Source organism: Bradyrhizobium sp. Rc2d, assembly GCF_900099855.1.
GTDB lineage: Bacteria > Pseudomonadota > Alphaproteobacteria > Rhizobiales > Xanthobacteraceae > Bradyrhizobium.
Window position 1 is genome coordinate 81,949 of sequence record NZ_FNCU01000026.1, and the last position, 19,118, is coordinate 101,066.

Here is a 19,118-nt window from a genome sequence, read left to right on the forward strand (position 1 = left end):
GGGCGGTGAGAGTTGCCCTCGCGGAGACTCCCCCTCACCCGGAATTCAAGCTGCGCTCGAATTCCGGCCTCTCCCCGCACGCGGGGAGAGGCGAAGTAACGCAAGGGACACCAAAGCCATGACCGCCATGCTGGAGATGCGCAACGTCAGCAAGAGCTTTGCCGGTGTGCAGGCGCTGCGCGATGTCAATTTCTCGGTTCACGCCGGGCAGATCCACGCGCTCGTCGGCGAGAACGGCGCCGGCAAGTCGACGCTGATGAAAGTGCTAAGCGGGGTCTATCCGCACGGCAGTTACGAAGGCACCATCGTCTTCGAAGGCGAGGAGCGACGCTTCCGTGACATCAACGATTCCGAGGCGCTCGGCATCATCATCATCCATCAGGAGCTGGCGCTGATTCCGCTGATGTCGATCGCGGAGAACATCTTCCTGTCGCATCCGCCGTCGAAGTTAGGGGTGATCGATCGCGACGAGGTCTACCGGCGCACGCGGGACCTGCTCGCGCAGGTTGGCTTGAGAGAATCGCCGGATACGCTGATCACCGATCTCGGCGTCGGCAAGCAGCAGCTGGTCGAGATCGCCAAGGCGCTCTCCAAGCGGGTGCGGATGCTGATCCTGGACGAGCCGACCGCGAGCCTCAATGAGGCCGACAGCGCCGCGCTGCTCGAACGCCTTATGGCGTTCCGCGAGCAGGGCATCGGCTCGATCCTGATCTCGCACAAGCTGAACGAGGTCGCCAAGGTCGCCGACCACATCACCGTGCTGCGCGACGGCCGCACAGTCGACAGCATCGATTGCCATGCCGAAGCGATCCAGGAGGACCGCATCATCCGCAGCATGGTCAACCGCGATCTTGCTCACCGCTTCCCGGAGCGCAGCGCGAAGATCGGCGAAGCCGTGCTCACCGTCGAGAACTGGTCGGTCTATCACCCGATTCATCCCGAACGGCAGGTGATCAAGAACGTCAATTTCAGTGTCAAGCGCGGCGAGGTCGTGGGCATCGCCGGCCTGATGGGGGCCGGCCGCACTGAATTCGCCATGAGCCTGTTCGGCCGCTCCTGGGGCACCACCATCAGCGGCAGTCTCCGGCTCGAGGGCAAGGAGATGATGCTGCCGAGCGTCGCGGCCGCGATCGACGCCGGCCTTGCCTATGTCACCGAGGATCGCAAGCAGCTCGGCCTCATTCTCGCCGACGACGTCCGCAAGAACATCACGCTGGCGAGCCTTGACCAGGTCGCGCCCGGCCGTGTGATCGACGACATTGCCGAGCTGAAGGTCGCTAGCGACTATCGCAACCGGATGCGGATCCGCTGCTCCGACGTCTACCAGGAGACGGGACAGCTCTCCGGCGGCAACCAGCAGAAAGTGGTGCTGTCGAAATGGCTGATGACCGATCCGAAGGTGCTGATCCTGGACGAGCCGACGCGGGGCATCGACGTCGGTGCCAAGTACGAGATTTACTGTATCATCAACGAGCTGGCGGAAGCCGGCCGCGGCGTCGTGGTGATCTCCTCGGAAATGCCCGAGTTGCTCGGCATCTGCGACCGCATCTGTGTGATGAATGACGGCGCCTTTGTCGGGGAGTTCAGGGGATCCGAGGCGACGCAGGAAAAGATCATGCGCGCCATCATGCGCAACGAAAGAAAAATTGGGAACGCCGCGCCCGCGGCCGTCGAGATGGGAGGAACGCAGCCATGACCGACAAGACGGTGTCGCTGCCCGAGGAGCGCCGGCACGGCAGCTTCATCAAGAACAATTTGCGCAATTACGGCATGTTGATGTCGTTGGTCGCGATCATGCTGTTCTTCCAGGTCGTCACTGGCGGCACGCTGCTGCAGCCACTCAACCTGACCAATCTGGTGCTGCAGAACAGCTACATCGTCGTCATGGCGCTGGGCATGCTGCTGGTGATCGTCACCGGTCATATCGATCTTTCGGTCGGTTCGGTCGCGGGCTTCATCGGCGCGGTGGCCGCCGTGCTCATGGTGACCTACAAGATCGACTTCACACTCGCGTTCATCGCCTGCCTCTTGGTCGGCGCCGCCATCGGCGCCGCGCAAGGCTATTGGGTGGCCTATTTCAAGATCCCGTCCTTCATCGTCACCTTGGCGGGCATGCTGGTGTTCAAGGGCCTCGCGCTCGCGGTGTTGCAGGGTCAGTCGCTCGGGCCGTTCCCGGCGACCTTCCAGAAATTGTCGTCCGGGTTCATTCCTGAACTGCTGCCCGAGGCCGGCACGCTGCATCCGACCTCCATGCTGATCGGTGCCGTGCTCGCGCTCGGACTGGTCTATGCCAGCGCCAAGGGCCGCTCGCGCGAGCAATTGCACGGCATCGAGGTCGAGCCTTATGCGTTCTTCCTGGGCAAGAGCGTTCTCTTGGCCTGCGCCGTGCTCTATTTCACCTATCTGATCGCCTCGCATCGCGGCCTGCCGAACGTGCTGGTCATCATGACGGCGTTGATCGCGCTCTACGGCTTCGTCACCCGGCGCACCGTGATCGGCCGGCAGATCTATGCCGTCGGCGGCAACGCCAAGGCGGCAAGCCTATCGGGCATCAAGACCGAGCGGCTGACCTTCCTTACCTTCGTCAACATGGGCGTGCTCGCCGCGCTCGCTGGCCTCGTCTTCGCCGCGCGCCTCAACACCGCGACCCCGAAGGCCGGTCTCGGCTTCGAGCTCGACGTCATCGCCGCCTGCTTCATCGGCGGCGCTTCGGCCTATGGCGGGGTGGGGCGCGTCGGCGGTGCCGTGGTCGGCGCCATGATCATGGGCGTGATGAACAACGGCATGTCGATCCTCGGCATCGGTATCGACTACCAGCAGGTCATCAAGGGCCTGGTGCTGCTCGGTGCGGTCTGCATCGACGTGTATAATCAGCGGCGATAGTTTCGCTGACTCCGCAGGGTGGGCAGAAGCGCTCTTGCGCGGTGCCCACCCTTTTCAACGACTACGACGAAGGCGGTGAGCGCGCCTTCGCCATCGCCCTTTGAGCTATAGCGAACGCTTTGGCCACCTGACTCGACCGCTCGCGCTGCACTCATCCTCAGGATTGCATCACCGGAACCAGCCCGTAGCGCAGCATCGTTTCCTTCATTTTGGCCGGATCAGGCTTGCCGGCCAATAGCAGGGCCGCCATCTCCTTGAAGTATTGTGGGCCGAGTACACCGGGGCTGAGGATGCACAGGCAGGTCGCCGGTCGGGGCGAACGGTTGATGAAACCGTGCACCACGCCGCGCTTAATGAAGAGGCTTTCGCCCGGCGCCACGTCGATGTCCTTTGCGTCGATCCGCCAGGTCGAGATGCCGCTTAGTCCGTAGATCGTTTCGTCCCAGCCATCGTGATAATGGGGAATCGGCATGCGGGCGTTCGGCTGTAGCGTCATCTCGAACAGATCGAGGCCGCCGGCGGTGTCATCCTTGCTCTGTAGGAACGTCAGCTGCAGCGCGCCAAGGTTGATGATCTCAGGCATGGCGAACTCATCCAGTCGTGTGGAGCGCAATATTAGCGCACGACGCAAGGAAGCCAAGACGGAGGAATCGAAACTGCCCGGGACCCAGCTGCAGCAGGCGCCCCTTGCTGTGCAGTGCCGCAACGGCGCGCTGAGGCGCCTGCCACTACTGCGTCGTGAACAGCACCGCCGCGATCGCGACGGAGAGGCTTACCGCTGACACGGTCGCCACGGTCGACAGCACGCCCATTCGCCGGAGCGCGATGGCAAACGCGATGATAATGGGGGTCGCGGTCATCAGGCCGATTTGTGCATCGCTCATCTGGTCGTTTGCCGTCTTGTGGAACCGCCGGGTTGATCCACCCTATGGCGGAAGGGCCGCCGGGATGTTGCGGTAGCGCAAACACCCTATGGCCTGCCGCTTCTTTGTCCGGCGTCAAAGTCGGAACAGCGCCGTCGAGGTAGTGGCTGGACGTCTTGGTTTGGAAATCAGATGTCGGCGACGGACTGCGAGCAACAAGAAACCGGCTGGGGAATCCTCGAAGATCTCCCCGGCGATCCCATGATCTGGGTGCTGATCTTCAGCGAGCTTGCCGCCTTCGGCCTGTTCCTCGGCGCCTTCATCGTCGCCCGTGCGATTCATCCCGCGATCTTCGCGGCCGGTCAGGCCACCCTCGATGCGCATCTCGCCGGGATCAACACCGTCGTTCTTGTGACCAGCGGATGGGCCGCAGCCCGCGGCACGGCTGCCGCCCGTACGGGCCGCAGGCCGGCGGCACGCGGCTGGCTCTTCGGCGCCATGGCGCTTGGCGCTCTCTTCATCGCGGTCAAACTGTTCGAATATGCCGGCGAGATCGGTCAGGGAAACGGTTTGGAGACCAGCCCGTTCTTCACCCTCTACTTTCTCCTCACCGGCTTTCATCTCCTGCATGTCGGCCTCGGCATCGTGATCCTGGCCGTAGTTTCCCGGAGTGCCGAAGCCTCGGGGGTGGAAACGGGAACCGCCTTCTGGCACATGGTCGATCTGCTGTGGATCGTCATATTCCCGATCATCTATCTGGTGCAGCAGTGATTCCGGATCGTCTCGACATCACCTGGATCGCGCTGATCGGTCTCGCGCTCGCGACCATTCTGGTCCCATCATTTGTGGCGCATCCGCTGCTCGGAAATGCCCTGCTGCTGGCGTTCGCGGCCGTCAAGGGCCGTCGTATCGTGCTCGATTTCCTCGATCTTCGGGCTGTGCCGGCGCTCTGGCGCGGCCTCGTGAGCGCCTGGGTCCTCGTCGTGGTGCTGTTCGCCTGGCTCGCATCCGCTGTCGTCACCCTGATCTGACGCGGCGCCTCGCGGATCGTCGCGCTCCTTGCGCTTCGTCAAAGAGTGATCCGCGTCGTTCGGCAATAAATCACCGCATCGCTTCTTCGCAGGAATCAAACGGAAAGGATTGGCAATGGCTGAACGCCTGACCAAGTCGGCCGCTCGAAACGTCTTCTACGGCGGCTCGGCCTTTTTCTTCGCCATCTTCATAGGGCTGACGGCGCACAGCCATTACTACATGGCCACGACCTCGACGGATGCGACGACACTGACGTCGTCGGTCGCCCGCGGCAAGCATGTCTGGGAGAAGAACTCCTGCATCAACTGCCACACCCTGCTCGGCGAGGGCGCCTATTTCGCTCCCGAAGTCGGTAACGTCTGGGATCGCTGGGGCGGCAACGAGGACCCGGCGGGTGCGCGCGAGACGCTGAAGGCCTGGATGCAGGCGCAGCCTTCGGGCGCGCCGGGCCGGCGGCAGATGCCGCAGTTCAACCTCACCGACCAGGAGCTCAACGATCTCGCCGACTTCCTGCAATGGACCTCTACGATCAAGCGCCAGGAATGGCCGCCGAACAAGGCCGGCTGAGCGTATCGCCTCGTGAATCCCTAAAACACAGAGAGCCTGAGATGAAATATCAGACCCAGAAAGTCGCGATGCTGTATTTCTACGGCGCGCTGACTCTGTTCCTCGCGCAGGTCCTGTTCGGCCTCCTCGCGGGGACGATCTACGTCCTGCCCAACACGCTGTCGACCCTCTTGCCATTCAACATCGTCAGGATGATCCACACCAACGCGCTGATCGTGTGGTCGTTGATCGGCTTCATGGGCGCGACCTACTTCCTGCTTCCGGAAGAGACCGAGACCGAGCTCTACAGCCCGCTGCTGGCAAAAATCCAGTTCTGGATGTTTTTTGGCGCGGCAGGTGTGGCCGTGGTCGGCTATCTCTTCCACTACCACGAGGGCCGCGAGTTCCTCGAGCAGCCCTTCATCATCAAGGTCGGCATCGTCGTCGTCTGTCTGATGTTCCTGTTCAACGTGACGATGACGGCGCTCAAGGGCCGCAAGACCACGGTCACGAACATCCTCTTGTTCGGCCTGTGGGGCGTTGCGATCTTCTTCCTGTTCGCCTTCTACAATCCAATCAATCTGGCGGTCGACAAGATGTACTGGTGGTACGTCGTCCATCTCTGGGTCGAAGGCGTCTGGGAGCTGATCATGGCCTCCGTGCTGGCCTATCTAATGATCAAGCTCAACGGCATCGACCGCGAGGTGGTCGAGAAGTGGCTCTACGTCATCATTGGGCTGGCGCTGTTCTCCGGCATCCTCGGCACCGGCCACCACTTCTACTGGATCGGCGCGCCCGGCTATTGGCAGTGGATCGGCTCGCTGTTCTCCACGCTGGAGGTCGCCTCCTTCTTCACCATGGTGATCTTCACAGTGCAGATGACGTGGAAGGCCGGTCGCAAGCATCCGAACCGCGCAGCTCTGCTGTGGTCGGTCGGCTGCTCGGTGATGGCGTTCCTCGGAGCCGGCGTCTGGGGCTTCCTGCACACGCTGTCCTCGGTGAACTACTACACGCATGGCACCCAGGTCACCGCCGCACACGGCCATCTCGCCTTCTTCGGTGCCTATGTGATGCTGAACCTGTCGGTGATGGCCTACGCCATCCCGCAGATCAGGGGACGTGCGCCTTACAACCAGTGGCTCTCCATGGCGAGCTTCTGGATCATGTGCACCGCTATGATGGTGATGACCTTCGCGCTGACTTTTGCCGGCGTGGTCCAGGTCCATCTCCAGCGCGTGCTCGGCCAGGGCTATATGGACGTGCAGGACCAGCTCGCGATGTTCTACTGGGTCCGGCTCGGCTCCGGCGTATTCGTGGCGATCTCCGCGCTGATGTTCGTGTGGGCCGTGCTGGTGCCGGGCCGCGCCAGGCAACCGGTCATCCCCGGCGCGCTGCAGCCGGCCGAGTAAATGCAAATGGCGGCCGCGGTTCGCCGCGGCCGCCTGCTTCCTGGAAAGTCCGGAGAGACATCATGAAACCCGCTCTTCACACCGTGACCTCGGCGCCCGCGCTGCCGGCCTATGTCGCAAGCGGCAACGAATGCGCGCTGTTCGAGCACGCCTGGCGGCATCAGCTTCCGGTGCTGCTGAAGGGACCGACCGGCTGCGGCAAGACGCGCTTCGTCGCGCACATGGCGGCGCGGCTCGGATTGCCGCTGCACACCGTCGCCTGCCACGACGATCTCACCGCCGCAGATCTCACCGGTCGTTATCTGTTGAGGGGCGGCGACACCGTGTGGACTGACGGTCCGCTGACCCGCGCGGTGCGCGAGGGCGGCATCTGCTATCTCGACGAGGTCGTGGAAGCGCGCAAGGACGTCACCGTCGTGCTGCATCCGCTCACCGACGACCGCCGTATCCTGCCGCTGGAGCGCACCGGCGAGGAGATCGCGGCGCCGAGCAGCTTCATGCTCGTCGTCTCCTACAATCCCGGATACCAGACGCTGCTGAAAGCGTTGAAGCCGTCGACGCGGCAGCGCTTCATTGCCATCGAATTCGGCTTCCTGCCGCCCGAGCGGGAGATCGCCGTCGTGTCCGCCGAAAGCGGACTGTCGCCGGAGCGCGTGCGGCCGCTTGTCGGGCTGGCTGGTCGGCTGCGCGCGCTTAGGGGCCACGACCTGGAGGAGGGCGTCTCGACCCGGCTCGTCGTCTACTGCGCGACGCTGATTGCCTCGGGCACGCCGACTGCCGATGCGGTGCTCGCCGGCATGATCGAGCCGCTCACCGACGATGCCGACGTCAAGGCGGCGCTGCTCGACGTCGCGCGCGCCGTGATCGGGTGAGGCCACTGCCATGCTCGACTTCCTCGAACTGGAGGAGACGGTCGGCCGCGCCTGGCACAGAATGGTCGGTGGCACCGCGAGCTATCCGGTTCACGAGGATCAGGCTGTCACGCTGACGGAGATGAAAGGCCGGCTCGCGGTGATGTTCCGCGCGCTCGGCGGCGAGACCGGGGTGCAGATCGCGAGCGCAGGGGCCCGAAAGTCCGCCCACCGGCTCGGTTGGCGGCAGCGCATCGGCCTCGGCGACGAGCGCCTCGAGCAGCCGGGCCGCGACGCTGCGACCATCTTCCTTCCCGACCGCATCGCGATCTTTTCTGACCGTGCGCTGAATGCATCGTTCTATCGCTGGCTTGCGGCATGGTTCGCGGCTGCGCCGGTCGAAGCGATCGCGGAGACGGATCCGCTCAGGCGCGATCTCCTGGTGCTGCGTCGCGCCAGCGAGACGGCGGTCTGGGTGCTCACGCAATTCCCGGGGCTTGCCGCCGATTATGCGCAGCTCGCTGTGGCCACCGCCGAGGCCCGGCCTCAGCGCCCTCTGCCGCGCGTCGAGCGGGAGGTGGAACAGATCGTCCTGGCCTTGCTTGGAACCGGAAAGGCGCCCGCAGGCCAGCTGTGGCCAGCGATGATGGGGACGGGCCCGCTCCCGGACAAGGCGCCGCCAGGCTATCGTTCGATCCTGCCGTGCCCACTCTGGGGCGATTGCTGGACCCGCGAGCTCTCGCCCGCGCATGCCGGCGAGGACGAGTGCGCGCCGGGCGCGGCACCTGCGCCGTCGGACGATCGCAGACGGTTTGCTGTGCGCGAGCGCGAGGACAATGCCGATCGTCGCGATCCCTTCGTGCTCAACCGCTTCGAGAAGATCCTCGCCATGGCCGAGATGGTCAATGTCGATCGTCCCGCCGATGACAGCGAGGACGAGGATGCGCAGAAGGCGGCCGACGATCTCGAGGAGATCACGCTCAGCCGCCGCAGCGGCAAGCCCGCGAGCCGGCTCAAATTCGATCTCGACCTGCCGCCGGGAGCCCTCGATACGTCGAGCCTGAACGCGGACCTGAGCTATCCCGAATGGGACTATCGCAGCGGCTCCTATCTGCCGGATCATTGCCGCGTACTCGCGGCTGCGGCGTCCGAACAAGGTGAGAGCTGGACGGCGGATGACACCATCCGCCGCCACATCCGCCAGGTGCGTCGCCGCTTCGAAGTCTTGCGTCCGCGTCACGAATTGATGCGCGCCCAGGCCGACGGCCACGACCTCGATCTCGACGCGCTCGTGCGCGCGCGCTGCGACCTTCGCGCCGGCAGCAGCAGTGGTCTCGATCGCATCCACGTCGCAATGCGCTCGCAGGGGCACGATCTCGCTGTCACGCTGCTGGTCGACGTCTCGCTCTCCACCGACGCCTGGGTCGACGGTTATCGCGTGCTCGATGTCGAAAAGGAGGCGCTGCTTGTGCTCGCGCACGGGCTATCGGCTTGCGGCGACCACCACAGCATCCTGACCTTCACCTCGCGCCGGCGCTCATGGGTGCGGCTGGAGACGGTCAAGGCCTTCGGCGAGCCGATGAGCGCGGCGGTGGAGCGCCGCATCGGCGCGCTCAAGCCCGGCTATTACACGCGGATCGGCGCCGCGGTGCGCCACGCCGCGGCCGAACTCGCGCGCCAGCCGCAGCGCAAGAAGCTGCTGCTCGTCCTTACCGACGGCAAGCCGAACGACGTCGATCACTACGAAGGCCGGTTCGCGGTCGAGGACACCCGGAAATCCGTGCAGGAGGCGCGCCGGCTCGGCATCGCCGCATTCGGCGTGACCGTGGACGCGACCGCGCAATCCTATTTCCCGGCCCTGTTCGGCCGCGGCGGCTACGCCATCGTCGGCAACATCAAGCGTTTGCCGGCGGCGCTGCCGGCGATCTACCGGCAGGTGGCGCATTGAGGCACAGGAAGTGCCACCGAGGCTTGCCCCGGCTGAGCTATTGCTCATACGATGGGTATATGATCGAATGGCCGTATGAACCAGGACCGGCCGAAACCCGATCTGATCATCTTCGACTGCGACGGCGTGCTCGTCGACAGCGAGCTGTTGAGCTGCCGCTGCCTGTCCGAAGTGCTGGCCGAATTCGGCTTCGCGCTCAGTGAGGGGCAGGCGCTCGAGCTCTTTCTCGGGCGCAGCACCAACGCGATCGAGCAGCATTATCGCGATCTCGGGCAAATCGTGCCGGACGGCTTCCTGCCGCGCTTGAAGTCGCGCGTGCTCGAGACATTTGCCGCCTCGCTCGAACCGATCCCCGGGGTGGGGGCGGTGGTGTCGGACTTGACGGTGCCGTTCTGCGTGGCCTCGTCGAGCGATATCGACCGCGTATCGCTCTCGCTCGAGGTCACCGGCCTCAGGCCGCTGTTCGACAACCGCATCTACACGGCGCAGATGGTCAGGCACGGCAAGCCGGCGCCCGACCTTTTCCTCCATGCGGCCGAGAAGATGCGCATACCGCCCACGCGCACATTGGTGATCGAGGACAGCGTCAGCGGCGTGCAGGCGGGCAAGGCGGCCGGCATGACCGTCTGGGGATTTGTCGGTGGAGGCCATTACAGCAGCCGGGACGGGCACGCTATATTGTCGGACGCCGGGGCCGATCGGGTCTTCGGGCGCATGAGCGATTTCTGGAAGGGGGCGTAAGGCCCGCATGGCCGCCGAGAACGAGAAATCAAGGCTCGACGACGCCGCGCGCGCGGGCTGGCTCTATTTCATTGCCGGTCATACCCAGGACGAGATCGCAAAGATGCTCCAGGTCTCGCGCGCGTCGGCGCAGCGGCTGGTCTCGCTGTGCCTCGCCGAGCGGCTGATCACCTTCCGGCTCGAGCATCCCATCGCCGCCTGCATGGAGCTGGCGGCGCGGCTGAAGCAGCGCTTCGATCTCGTTCATTGCGAGGTGGTGCCGGCCGACCCTGCCGCACCGCAGGCCACCGCAGGCATCGCCGAACGTTGCGCCAACCTGCTCGATTCCACGCTGCGCTCGGAGACGCCGGTCATCGTCGCGCTCGGTACGGGCCGCGCGGTACGCGCCGCGGTCGAGCGCGTCACGCCGATCGATCGGCCCAACCACCAGATCGTCTCGCTGGTCGGCAACATCTCCGCCGACGGCTCGGCGAGCTTCTACGACACCGTCGGCCGGCTCGCCGACCGCACCGGCGCGCGGCACTATCCGATGCCCTTGCCGTTCCTGATGTCGTCGGAGGACGAGCGCAACAAGATGGTCCGCATCGAGCCGATCGCCAAGGTGAAGGCGGTCGCGGCCAAGGCGGACCTTCGCCTCGTCGGCATCGGCCAGATGGACCAGAAGGCACAGGTGCATGTCGATGGCTTCGTCACGCGCGACGAACTGTTCGAGATGATGCGGTTAGGTGCCATCGGCGAGATCACCGGCTGGGCCTATGATTCCAAGGGCCGCCTGCTCAAATCCGGCACCAACAAGCGCCTCACCAGCATCCCGCCGGAAGTCCCGGCCAACACCACGACGATCGGCGCCGCAGTCGGCGCCGCCAAGGTGCCGGCGATCGCGGCGGCACTGAACGGGCGGTTGATCAATGGCCTGATCACGGACGAGGCGACGGCAAGGGCGATCTTGGAGCGGTAGGGCGCGGTCGCGCGGCAGCGCGAGTCGACTCCCTCTCCCGCTTGCGGGAGAGGGCTGGGGAGAGGGTCTCTCGACTGGCAAGACTCCCCAAGAGGAGAAAACCCTCACCCGCATCGCATCTTTCGATGCGATGCGACCTCTCCCGCAAGCGGGAGAGGTGGAGAACGCCGCCACCCCTGTGCGCGACATTACAAAGCCTCCCGCACCGCAGCACTCATAAGTTGCCTGAATGCTCGCGCGCCTGCTTGACAACCGTCGTCCTTGAGCTGAACATACGCCCAACGCGTGGGCATATGCTCAAAAGCGCGATTCTAGGGAGGTCACCGTGAAACACGTCCTGGGCGCCGTCTGCGGCGCGTCTTGCCTGCTGTTGGCCATCCCCGCGATGGCCGAAACGACCCTGACCATCGCCACCGTCAACAATGGCGACATGATCCGCATGCAGGGGCTGACGGGTGAGTTCACCAAGAAGAACCCCGATATCACCGTGAAATGGGTGACGCTGGAGGAGAACGTGCTGCGCCAGCGCGTCACCACCGACATCGCCACCAAGGGCGGCCAATTCGACGTGCTGACCATTGGCACCTATGAGGTGCCGATCTGGGCCAAGAAGGGCTGGCTGGTGCCGCTTGCCAATCTCGGCGCCGATTACGACGTCGCCGACCTCTTGCCGAAGATCAAGGATGCGGTCTCCGTCGACGGCAAGCTCTACGCCGCGCCGTTCTATGGCGAGAGCTCGATGGTGATGTACCGCACCGATTTGTTCGAGAAGGCCGGCCTGAAGATGCCGGAGAAACCGACCTGGGATTTCGTCATCGACGCCGCCAAGAAGCTCACCGACAAGAGCGCCGGCGTCTACGGCATTTGCCTGCGCGGCAAGGCCGGCTGGGGCGAGAACATGGCGTTCCTCTCGGCCATGGCCAATTCCTACGGCGCGCGCTGGTTCGACGAGAAGTGGGAGCCGCAGTTCAATACGCCGGAATGGAAGGCGACGCTGACCACCTACGTCAATCTCATGAAGGAAGCCGGTCCTCCCGGCGCGAGCTCCAACGGCTTCAACGAGAATCTGGCGCTGTTCAACGCCGGCAAGTGCGCGATGTGGATCGACGCTACGGTCGCGGCGTCCTTCGTCACCAACCCGAAGGATTCCAAGGTCGCCGACAAGGTCGGCTTCGCGCTCGCACCCAACACCGGGCTCGGCAAGAACGCCAATTGGCTGTGGGCCTGGAATCTCGCGATCCCCGCCGGCTCCAAGAAGACGGAAGCGGCCGAGAAGTTCATCGCCTGGGCCACGAGCAAGGACTACACCAAGCTCGTGGCGTCGAAGGAGGGCTGGGCCAATGTGCCGCCGGGTACGCGGACCTCGCTCTACCAGAACCAGGACTATCTGAAGGTCGCTCCCTTCGCCAAGCTGACGCTGGCCTCGATCGATGCCGCCGATCCGAACAAGCCGACGGTGAAGCCGGTGCCTTACGTCGGCGTACAATACGCCGCGATCCCCGAATTCCAGGGCATCGGCACGCAGGTGGGCCAGCAGTTCTCGGCTGCCCTTGCGGGATCGATGACGGTCGATGCCGCGCTGACCGCCGCGCAATCCTCAACCGAGCGCGAGATGAAGCGCGCCGGCTACATCAAGTGAACCCGAGCTCTCCCTCCTGAGCTCAAACTGGCGGCCGTCCACCCATCCCCGGATGGATGGCCGCCTTCTTCCCGAAAGGAGAAGCCAGGGATGGCAACCCGGCAGACGCAGTTCCTTGCGCGTTCGCTCCTGACGCCGGCCGTCGGGCTGCTGTTCATCTGGATGATCGTCCCGCTCGCGCTGACGATCTATTTCGCGACGCTGCATTACAGCCTGCTCGATCCCGGCTCGGAATCGTTCGTAGGTCTGGAAAACTTCCGCTACTTCCTCACCGATCCGGCCTTCCTTGCCTCGCTCCAGAACACCCTGGTGCTGGTCGGCTCCGTGCTGGCGCTGACCATCCTGCTCGGCATTCCCTTGGCGCTGCTGATGGACCAGCCCGTGATCGGACGCAATTTCGTCCGGCTGATGGTGATCGCGCCGTTCTTCGTGATGCCGACGGTGAGCGCGCTGGTCTGGAAGAACCTGTTGATGCACCCGGTGTCGGGATTGTTCGCCTGGCTCGCTTCGCTCTTCGGCCTGACACCGATCGACTGGTTCAACGATATGCCGCTGTTTGCGGTGATCCTGATCGTGACGTGGCAATGGCTGCCGTTCGCGACGCTGATCCTGCTCACCGCGCTCCAATCGCTCGACGAGGAGCAGAAGGAAGCCGCCGAGATGGATGGCGCCAGCGCCGTCTCGACCTTCATCTACATCACCCTGCCGCACCTCGCGCGCCCCATCACGGTGGTGATCCTGATCGAGACCATCTTCCTGCTCACCGTGTTTGCCGAGATCTTTGTCACCACCGGCGGCGGGCCGGGCTTGCAGACCACCAACATCGCCTTCCTGATTTATTCGCAGGCGCTGATCCAGTTCGACGTTGGCAGCGCCTCTGCGGGCGGCCTCGTTGCGGTGGTGATCGCCAATATCGTCGCCTTCTTCCTGGTCCGCATCGTCGGCCGCAATTTGGAGGCCTGACATGGCACGGATGGCGACGACGCGGCGGGTGGCGATATCGACGGCAGCGGCCTGGCTGTTCGGATTTCTGATCTTCTTCCCGATCCTGTGGATGGTGCTGGCGAGCTTCAAGACCGAGCTCGAGGCCTTCGCCGTGCCGCCATCCTTCCTGTTCTTCCATTGGACCACGGAAAACTACGCGACGGTGCAGGAGCGCAGCGACTATTTCCACCACGCGATGAACTCGATCATCATCGCCGGCGGCTCGACGCTGATTGCGCTCCTGATCGCCATTCCCGCGGCCTGGTCGATGGCGTTCTCGCCGACCAAGCGCACCAAGGACATCCTGCTCTGGATGCTCTCGACCAAGATGATGCCGCCGGTCGGTGTGTTGGTGCCGATCTACCTGATCTACAAGTTCTTCGGCCTGCTCGATTCCCGCATCGGCCTCGTCTTCATCCTGTGCCTCGGCAATTTGCCGATCGTGATCTGGATGCTGTTCACCTATTTCAAGGAGATCCCGCGCGATATCCTGGAGGCCGCACGCATGGACGGCGCCACAATAGGCCACGAGCTCGTCTACGTGCTGACGCCGATGGCGATCCCGGGGCTCGCCTCGACCTTGCTGCTCAACCTGATCCTGGCCTGGAACGAGGCGTTCTGGACGCTCAACCTGTCGACCTCGAACGCCGCGCCACTCACCACGTTCATCGCTTCCTATTCGAGCCCGGAAGGGTTGTTCTGGGCAAAGCTGTCGGCGGCCTCGACGCTGGCGATCGCGCCCATTCTCGTCCTCGGTTGGTTCAGCCAGAAGCAGCTCGTGCGCGGGCTCACTTTCGGCGCGGTGAAGTAGAGGGGCTGCCGGATCATGGGTCAGATCACACTTCAGGACGTGCAGAAATCCTTCGGTCCCGTGCACATCATCAAGGGCGCCGATTTGGACATCGCCGACGGCTCCTTCGTCGTATTCGTCGGTCCCTCCGGCTGCGGCAAGACCACGCTGCTGCGGCTGATCGCCGGGCTCGAGGACGTCTCCGGCGGCAAGATCCTGATCGACGGCAAGAACGTGGTCGACACGCCGCCGGCCAAGCGCGGGCTTTCGATGGTGTTCCAGTCCTACGCGCTCTATCCGCATATGAGCGTGCGCGGCAATATCGGCTTCGGCTTGAAGATGGCGGGCCTTGCCAAGGACGAGATCAACCGCAAGGTCGAGGCGGCGGCCGCGACGCTCAACCTCACGCCCTATCTCGACCGCAAGCCGCGCGAGCTCTCCGGCGGCCAGCGCCAGCGCGTCGCGATCGGGCGGGCCATCGTGCGCGAGCCCAAGGCGTTCCTGTTCGACGAGCCCTTGTCCAATCTCGACGCGGCGCTGCGCGTGCAGATGCGCATCGAGGTGACGCGGCTGCAGAAGCAGCTCGGCACCACTGCGATCTACGTCACCCACGACCAGGTCGAGGCGATGACCATGGCCGACAAGATCGTCGTGCTCAACGGCGGCAAGATCGAGCAATATGGCTCGCCACTGGATCTCTACGAGCGGCCGGCCAATCTCTTCGTCGCCGGCTTCATCGGCTCGCCCAAGATGAATTTCGTCACCGGCGAGCCGGCCTTGCAGAAGGGGGCCGTGACGATCGGTGTGCGGCCGGAGCACCTCAAGATCGAGCGCGACGGTGCCGGTGGCTGGCAGGGCACGATCGCGGTGGCCGAGCATCTCGGTAGCGACACCTTTCTTTATGTCGATGCCGGCCCGCTCGGCATGCTGACGGCGCGCTACATCGGCGAATTGAGCCTGCACGCCGGCGATCGCGTGTCGCTGGTGCCGGACCCTGCGCGCATCCATCGCTTCGACCAGGGCGGCAACGCGCTTCGAGGCTGACAAGAAACGGCAAGAAAACGGAAAGACCACCATGTACCTGGAAAAATTCAAGCTGAACGGCAAGACCGCGTTCATCACCGGCGGCGGGCAGGGCATTGGGCTCGCCTGCGCCGAGGCGCTGGCTGAGGCCGGCGCCAAGGTCGTCATCGGTGATCGCGACAGCAAGGTCGCCGACAGCGCAAAGGCCAGCCTGAAGGCCAAGGGCTACGACATCGAGACCGCGATCATGGACGTCACCGATACCAAGCGTGTGGCGGACGTCGCGAACGACCTCGTCGCCCGCCACGGCCGTGTCGATATCCTCGTCAACAATGCCGGTATCGCGCGCAGCGAGACGCCGGCGGAGACCGTGACCGACGAGCACTGGCTCAACGTCATCGACGTCAATCTCAACGGCACCTTCTGGTGCTGCCGCGAGTTCGGCAAGCATATGCTGAAGGCCAAGAGCGGTGCCATCGTCAATGTCGGCTCGATGTCCGGCTTCATCGTCAACAAGCCGCAGGAGCAGTGCTTCTACAACGCCTCCAAGGCCGGCGTGCACCACCTCACCAAGTCGCTCGCCGCCGAATGGGGCGCGCGCGGCATCCGCGTCAACGCGGTGGCGCCGACCTATATCGAGACGCCGCTGAACGCCTTCGTGAAGAGCAACCCGAAAATGTACGACGCCTGGATCGGTGGAACCCCGATGGCCCGGATGGGGCAGGTCGAAGAGATCGCCTCCGTCGTGCTGTTCCTCTCGTCCGAGGCCGCAAGCCTGATGACCGGCAGCATCGTGCTGGTAGATGGCGGCTACACTTGCTGGTAGGCTTGCGTCAAGACTGACGAAGCGACCGGGAGCGACAATGCCGCGAGCGTATATCGGCGTCGATGTAGGGACCACGAGCACGCGGGCAGGGGTATTTGATGAGGCGGGCACGCTGCTCGCGATGGCGCGGCACCCGATCCGGATCTGGCACGAGGCCGGCGATATCGTCGAGCAGTCGTCCCAGGACATCTGGGACGCCTGCGCGACATCGATACGCGCGGCGATGACGGAAGCTGGCATCACGCCCGACAGCGTCGGCGGTATCGGCTTCGACGCCACCTGTTCGCTGGTCGTCCTCGATAGGCAAGGCGAGCCACTCACGGTCAGCGGCTCCGGCGACAAGCAGCGCAACGTCATCGTCTGGATGGACCATCGCGCCACTGCCGAGGCGCGGCTGATCAACGAGACCGAGGATGCCGTGCTGCGTTATGTCGGCGGTTCGATCTCGCCCGAGATGGAGATGCCTAAGCTGCTGTGGCTGAAGCGGCATCTTCGCGCGAGTTTCGACGCCGCTGGTCACTTCTTCGATCTGGCCGATTACCTGACCTGGCGCGCGACCGGCTCGCTCCAGCGCTCGACTTGCACGGTCACCTGCAAGTGGAACTACCTCGCGCATGACGGCGGCTGGAGCGCGCCGTTCTTCAAGCGCATTGGCCTGTCAGATTTCGTGGCCGAGACATATGCCCGCATCGGCACCGAGATCGTCGCCCCCGGCACGCGGCTCGGTGCAGGTCTTGCCCCGACTGCTGCGGCTGATCTCGGTCTGCCGCCGGGCATACCGGTCGGCGCGTCGCTGATCGATGCCCACGCCGGTGGCATCGGCGCGATCGGCGGCCGCGACGGCTCGGGCGGGGCGACCGACGCGTGCGATCGTCTCGCCTATATCATGGGGACTTCGGCCTGCATCATGGCGACCACGAAGGAACCTTGCTTCGTGCCCGGCGTGTGGGGGCCTTATTACTCCGGCATGGTGCCGGACTTCTGGCTCAACGAGGGCGGCCAGTCGGCCGCAGGCGCGGCGATCGATCACCTCCTCAAATCGTATCCGGGGTTCGGCGAGGCCAGCGCGGCGGCGCGCAGCGACGGCCTCGACCTCATCGACTTCCTCGAGCGCCGCATCATCGCGCGCGCAGGCGATGCCAGCCGCGCCGCGCTGCTCGCCCGTGACGTGCATGTGCTGCCTGAATTCATCGGCAACCGCTCGCCTCACGCCGATCCTGACACGCGCGCGGTGATCGCGGGCCTCGATCTCGACACCGACCTCGGTTCGATGGAGCGGCTGTTCGTCGCCGGCTTGTGCGGTCTCGCCTATGGCCTTGCCGAGGTGATCGAGGCCTTTGCCGCGCACGGCGTGCGCTCCAGCATCATGATCATGGGCGGCGGCGCCAGCCGCAGCCCGCTGGTGCGGCAGATCATGGCCGACACCACCGGTCTCACGGTCGCGCTGCCGCAGACGAAGGAGCCGGTGCTGCTGGGCGCCGCGATGCTCGGCGCGGTGGCCGGCGGCGCCTATGCCTCGATCAGCGAGACCATGGCAAAGATGTCGGCGCTGGGACGCAAGAGCGAGCCGACCGCGCCCGACATGGCGGCGTTTCATGCCCGCAAGCGCGAGGTCTACAAGCTGCTGCGCGAGGTCGATCGCGCCAGCCGCGCGGCGATGCGCGACATCGCGAGAGGCTGAAAGACATGCTGATTGCCTGCGGCGATGCGCTGATCGATTTCGTGCCGACGCGGAACGCGGACGGGCGCGAGGCGGTGATGCCGGCGGTTGGCGGCTCCTGCCTCAACGTCGCGATCGGCATGGCCCGGCTGGGCGCACCCACCGGCTTCGTCGGCGGCATCTCGACCGACCTGTTCGGACGGATGATTGCCGATCACGCCGCGGCCTCGCATGTGGAGCTCAGTTTCGCCACCCGCAGCGATCACCAGACCACGCTCGCCTTTGTCCGCATCGTCGCGGGCGAGTCGCATTATGCGTTCTATGATGCCGGGACTGCGACGCGGAATTGGAGCTATCGGCGCGGATCGATTCCGTTCGATAAGGTCGAAGCCCTTCATGTCGGTTCGACCACGCTGGTCAACGACCAGGGCGCGGCCGAGACGAAGGCCCTGATCGCGGACGCGCGGGCGTCATCGACCATCTCCTTCGATCCGAACTGCCGCCCCAATCTGGTCAAGGACAAGCCGGCCTATCTCGCGCGCATGGCTGGCTTCGCTGCCAGCGCCGATCTCATCAAGATGTCCGACGTCGACTTCGCCTATCTTTTCGGGGACGAGCCATATCAACAACGCGCGAGCGCGCTGCTGGGGCAGGGTACGAGCCTCGTCGTCATCACCCGCGGCAACGACGGCGCGGTCGCCTGGCACGCGGGCGCAGGACAGATCGAGGTCGCCGCGCCCAAGGTCGAGGTGGCCGACACGATCGGGGCCGGCGACAGCTTTCAGGCTGCGCTGCTGTTCGCCTTGCACAAGCAGGGTCGCATTGCCCGGCAAACCCTAAAGGACATCAGGGCCGACGAGCTCCGCCGCGCGCTGTCCTTCGCCGCCAATTGCGCCGGCCTCACTTGCACCCGTCCGGGCGCCGATCCGCCCTGGAGCTTTGAGGTGAGTTGGAGCTTGTAGCGC

The 19,118-nt window shown here is 64.7% G+C and carries 19 protein-coding genes; 17 read left to right on the plus strand and 2 right to left on the minus strand.

The window, feature by feature from the left end:
• Positions 1 to 118 precede the first annotated feature (118 nt).
• Positions 119 to 1,696 carry a multiple monosaccharide ABC transporter ATP-binding protein gene (mmsA, locus tag BLV07_RS27915; RefSeq protein WP_091892359.1) on the plus strand — a complete coding sequence of 526 codons (1,578 nt, stop codon included), beginning with the start codon at positions 119 to 121 and terminating at the stop codon, positions 1,694 to 1,696.
• Positions 1,693 to 2,883 (plus strand): multiple monosaccharide ABC transporter permease, encoded by a 1,191-nt coding sequence (mmsB, locus tag BLV07_RS27920; protein WP_091892361.1) that lies wholly within the window; start codon positions 1,693 to 1,695, stop codon positions 2,881 to 2,883. The genes mmsA and mmsB overlap by 4 nt, the downstream gene beginning before the upstream one ends.
• Positions 2,884 to 3,040: 157 nt before the next feature.
• Here mmsB and BLV07_RS27925 read toward each other — a convergent pair whose 3' ends face one another.
• The gene (locus BLV07_RS27925) at positions 3,041 to 3,466 is read right to left on the minus strand and encodes a cupin domain-containing protein (protein ID WP_091892363.1); all 426 of its coding nucleotides are present in this window, start codon (positions 3,464 to 3,466) and stop codon (positions 3,041 to 3,043) included.
• 145 nt (positions 3,467 to 3,611) lie between these two features.
• Positions 3,612 to 3,767, minus strand: coding sequence for a hypothetical protein (locus BLV07_RS47785; RefSeq protein ID WP_091892367.1), 156 nt, complete (start codon positions 3,765 to 3,767; stop codon positions 3,612 to 3,614).
• A 171-nt stretch (positions 3,768 to 3,938) separates the two neighbouring features.
• Here BLV07_RS47785 and BLV07_RS27935 point away from each other — a divergent pair, with 171 nt between their 5' ends.
• From BLV07_RS27935 to BLV07_RS28005, 15 genes are all read left to right on the plus strand, one after another.
• Positions 3,939 to 4,517 carry a cytochrome c oxidase subunit 3 family protein gene (locus BLV07_RS27935; protein WP_091892369.1) on the plus strand — a complete coding sequence of 193 codons (579 nt, stop codon included), beginning with the start codon at positions 3,939 to 3,941 and terminating at the stop codon, positions 4,515 to 4,517.
• On the plus strand, positions 4,517 to 4,777 hold the full coding sequence (locus tag BLV07_RS27940) for a cytochrome C oxidase subunit IV family protein (RefSeq protein WP_176945805.1): 261 nt from the start codon (positions 4,517 to 4,519) through the stop codon (positions 4,775 to 4,777). Before BLV07_RS27935 ends, BLV07_RS27940 begins: the two co-directional genes overlap by 1 nt.
• A 115-nt stretch (positions 4,778 to 4,892) precedes the next feature.
• Positions 4,893 to 5,345: a c-type cytochrome gene (locus BLV07_RS27945; protein WP_091892374.1), complete on the plus strand. Its 453-nt coding sequence runs from the start codon at positions 4,893 to 4,895 to the stop codon at positions 5,343 to 5,345.
• A gap of 41 nt (positions 5,346 to 5,386) precedes the next feature.
• Positions 5,387 to 6,733, plus strand: a complete 1,347-nt coding sequence (locus tag BLV07_RS27950) for a cbb3-type cytochrome c oxidase subunit I (RefSeq protein ID WP_091892376.1) — start codon at positions 5,387 to 5,389, stop codon at positions 6,731 to 6,733.
• Positions 6,734 to 6,795: 62 nt separating this feature from the next.
• Positions 6,796 to 7,605: a CbbQ/NirQ/NorQ/GpvN family protein gene (locus tag BLV07_RS27955; protein ID WP_091892378.1), complete on the plus strand. Its 810-nt coding sequence runs from the start codon at positions 6,796 to 6,798 to the stop codon at positions 7,603 to 7,605.
• 10 nt (positions 7,606 to 7,615) lie between these two features.
• The gene (locus BLV07_RS27960) at positions 7,616 to 9,532 is read left to right on the plus strand and encodes a nitric oxide reductase activation protein NorD (protein ID WP_091892380.1); all 1,917 of its coding nucleotides are present in this window, start codon (positions 7,616 to 7,618) and stop codon (positions 9,530 to 9,532) included.
• A 75-nt stretch (positions 9,533 to 9,607) separates the two neighbouring features.
• Entirely contained in the window at positions 9,608 to 10,273 is a 666-nt protein-coding gene (locus tag BLV07_RS27965; protein ID WP_091892382.1) for an HAD family hydrolase, read from the plus strand.
• Positions 10,274 to 10,280: 7 nt separating this feature from the next.
• On the plus strand, positions 10,281 to 11,231 hold the full coding sequence (locus BLV07_RS27970) for a sugar-binding transcriptional regulator (RefSeq protein ID WP_091892384.1): 951 nt from the start codon (positions 10,281 to 10,283) through the stop codon (positions 11,229 to 11,231).
• A gap of 325 nt (positions 11,232 to 11,556) precedes the next feature.
• Positions 11,557 to 12,870, plus strand: a complete 1,314-nt coding sequence (locus BLV07_RS27975; RefSeq protein ID WP_091892386.1) for an ABC transporter substrate-binding protein — start codon at positions 11,557 to 11,559, stop codon at positions 12,868 to 12,870.
• Positions 12,871 to 12,960: 90 nt separating this feature from the next.
• Positions 12,961 to 13,833 carry a carbohydrate ABC transporter permease gene (locus tag BLV07_RS27980; protein WP_091892388.1) on the plus strand — a complete coding sequence of 291 codons (873 nt, stop codon included), beginning with the start codon at positions 12,961 to 12,963 and terminating at the stop codon, positions 13,831 to 13,833.
• 1 nt (position 13,834) lies between these two features.
• A complete protein-coding gene (locus BLV07_RS27985; protein ID WP_091892390.1) occupies positions 13,835 to 14,665 on the plus strand; it encodes a carbohydrate ABC transporter permease in 831 nt (276 codons plus the stop codon).
• Between the two features lie 15 nt (positions 14,666 to 14,680).
• Positions 14,681 to 15,688, plus strand: coding sequence for an ABC transporter ATP-binding protein (locus tag BLV07_RS27990; RefSeq protein ID WP_091892392.1), 1,008 nt, complete (start codon positions 14,681 to 14,683; stop codon positions 15,686 to 15,688).
• Between the two features lie 31 nt (positions 15,689 to 15,719).
• Complete coding sequence (locus BLV07_RS27995; RefSeq protein WP_091892394.1) at positions 15,720 to 16,493, plus strand: SDR family NAD(P)-dependent oxidoreductase; 774 nt, start codon at positions 15,720 to 15,722, stop codon at positions 16,491 to 16,493.
• Between the two features lie 37 nt (positions 16,494 to 16,530).
• Positions 16,531 to 18,174 (plus strand): FGGY-family carbohydrate kinase, encoded by a 1,644-nt coding sequence (locus BLV07_RS28000; RefSeq protein ID WP_091892396.1) that lies wholly within the window; start codon positions 16,531 to 16,533, stop codon positions 18,172 to 18,174.
• Positions 18,175 to 18,179: 5 nt separating this feature from the next.
• Complete coding sequence (locus BLV07_RS28005; RefSeq protein ID WP_091892398.1) at positions 18,180 to 19,115, plus strand: carbohydrate kinase family protein; 936 nt, start codon at positions 18,180 to 18,182, stop codon at positions 19,113 to 19,115.
• The last annotated feature ends 3 nt before the right edge of the window (positions 19,116 to 19,118 follow it).

Excerpts from the sequence above, each read along its gene's own strand:
- BLV07_RS28005 (WP_091892398.1), top strand. The coding sequence starts at position 18,180 with ATGCTGATTGCCTGCGGCGATGCGCTGATCGATTTCGTGCCGACGCGG.
- BLV07_RS47785 (WP_091892367.1), bottom strand. The coding sequence starts at position 3,767 with ATGAGCGATGCACAAATCGGCCTGATGACCGCGACCCCCATTATCATC.
- BLV07_RS27925 (WP_091892363.1), bottom strand. The coding sequence starts at position 3,466 with ATGCCTGAGATCATCAACCTTGGCGCGCTGCAGCTGACGTTCCTACAG.
- BLV07_RS27955 (WP_091892378.1), top strand. The coding sequence starts at position 6,796 with ATGAAACCCGCTCTTCACACCGTGACCTCGGCGCCCGCGCTGCCGGCC.
- BLV07_RS27985 (WP_091892390.1), top strand. The coding sequence starts at position 13,835 with ATGGCACGGATGGCGACGACGCGGCGGGTGGCGATATCGACGGCAGCG.
- BLV07_RS27965 (WP_091892382.1), top strand. The coding sequence starts at position 9,608 with ATGAACCAGGACCGGCCGAAACCCGATCTGATCATCTTCGACTGCGAC.
- BLV07_RS27945 (WP_091892374.1), top strand. The coding sequence starts at position 4,893 with ATGGCTGAACGCCTGACCAAGTCGGCCGCTCGAAACGTCTTCTACGGC.
- BLV07_RS27970 (WP_091892384.1), top strand. The coding sequence starts at position 10,281 with ATGGCCGCCGAGAACGAGAAATCAAGGCTCGACGACGCCGCGCGCGCG.
- BLV07_RS28000 (WP_091892396.1), top strand. The coding sequence starts at position 16,531 with ATGCCGCGAGCGTATATCGGCGTCGATGTAGGGACCACGAGCACGCGG.
- mmsA (WP_091892359.1), top strand. The coding sequence starts at position 119 with ATGACCGCCATGCTGGAGATGCGCAACGTCAGCAAGAGCTTTGCCGGT.
- mmsB (WP_091892361.1), top strand. The coding sequence starts at position 1,693 with ATGACCGACAAGACGGTGTCGCTGCCCGAGGAGCGCCGGCACGGCAGC.
- BLV07_RS27980 (WP_091892388.1), top strand. The coding sequence starts at position 12,961 with ATGGCAACCCGGCAGACGCAGTTCCTTGCGCGTTCGCTCCTGACGCCG.
- BLV07_RS27990 (WP_091892392.1), top strand. The coding sequence starts at position 14,681 with ATGGGTCAGATCACACTTCAGGACGTGCAGAAATCCTTCGGTCCCGTG.
- BLV07_RS27950 (WP_091892376.1), top strand. The coding sequence starts at position 5,387 with ATGAAATATCAGACCCAGAAAGTCGCGATGCTGTATTTCTACGGCGCG.
- BLV07_RS27995 (WP_091892394.1), top strand. The coding sequence starts at position 15,720 with ATGTACCTGGAAAAATTCAAGCTGAACGGCAAGACCGCGTTCATCACC.
- BLV07_RS27960 (WP_091892380.1), top strand. The coding sequence starts at position 7,616 with ATGCTCGACTTCCTCGAACTGGAGGAGACGGTCGGCCGCGCCTGGCAC.
- BLV07_RS27935 (WP_091892369.1), top strand. The coding sequence starts at position 3,939 with ATGTCGGCGACGGACTGCGAGCAACAAGAAACCGGCTGGGGAATCCTC.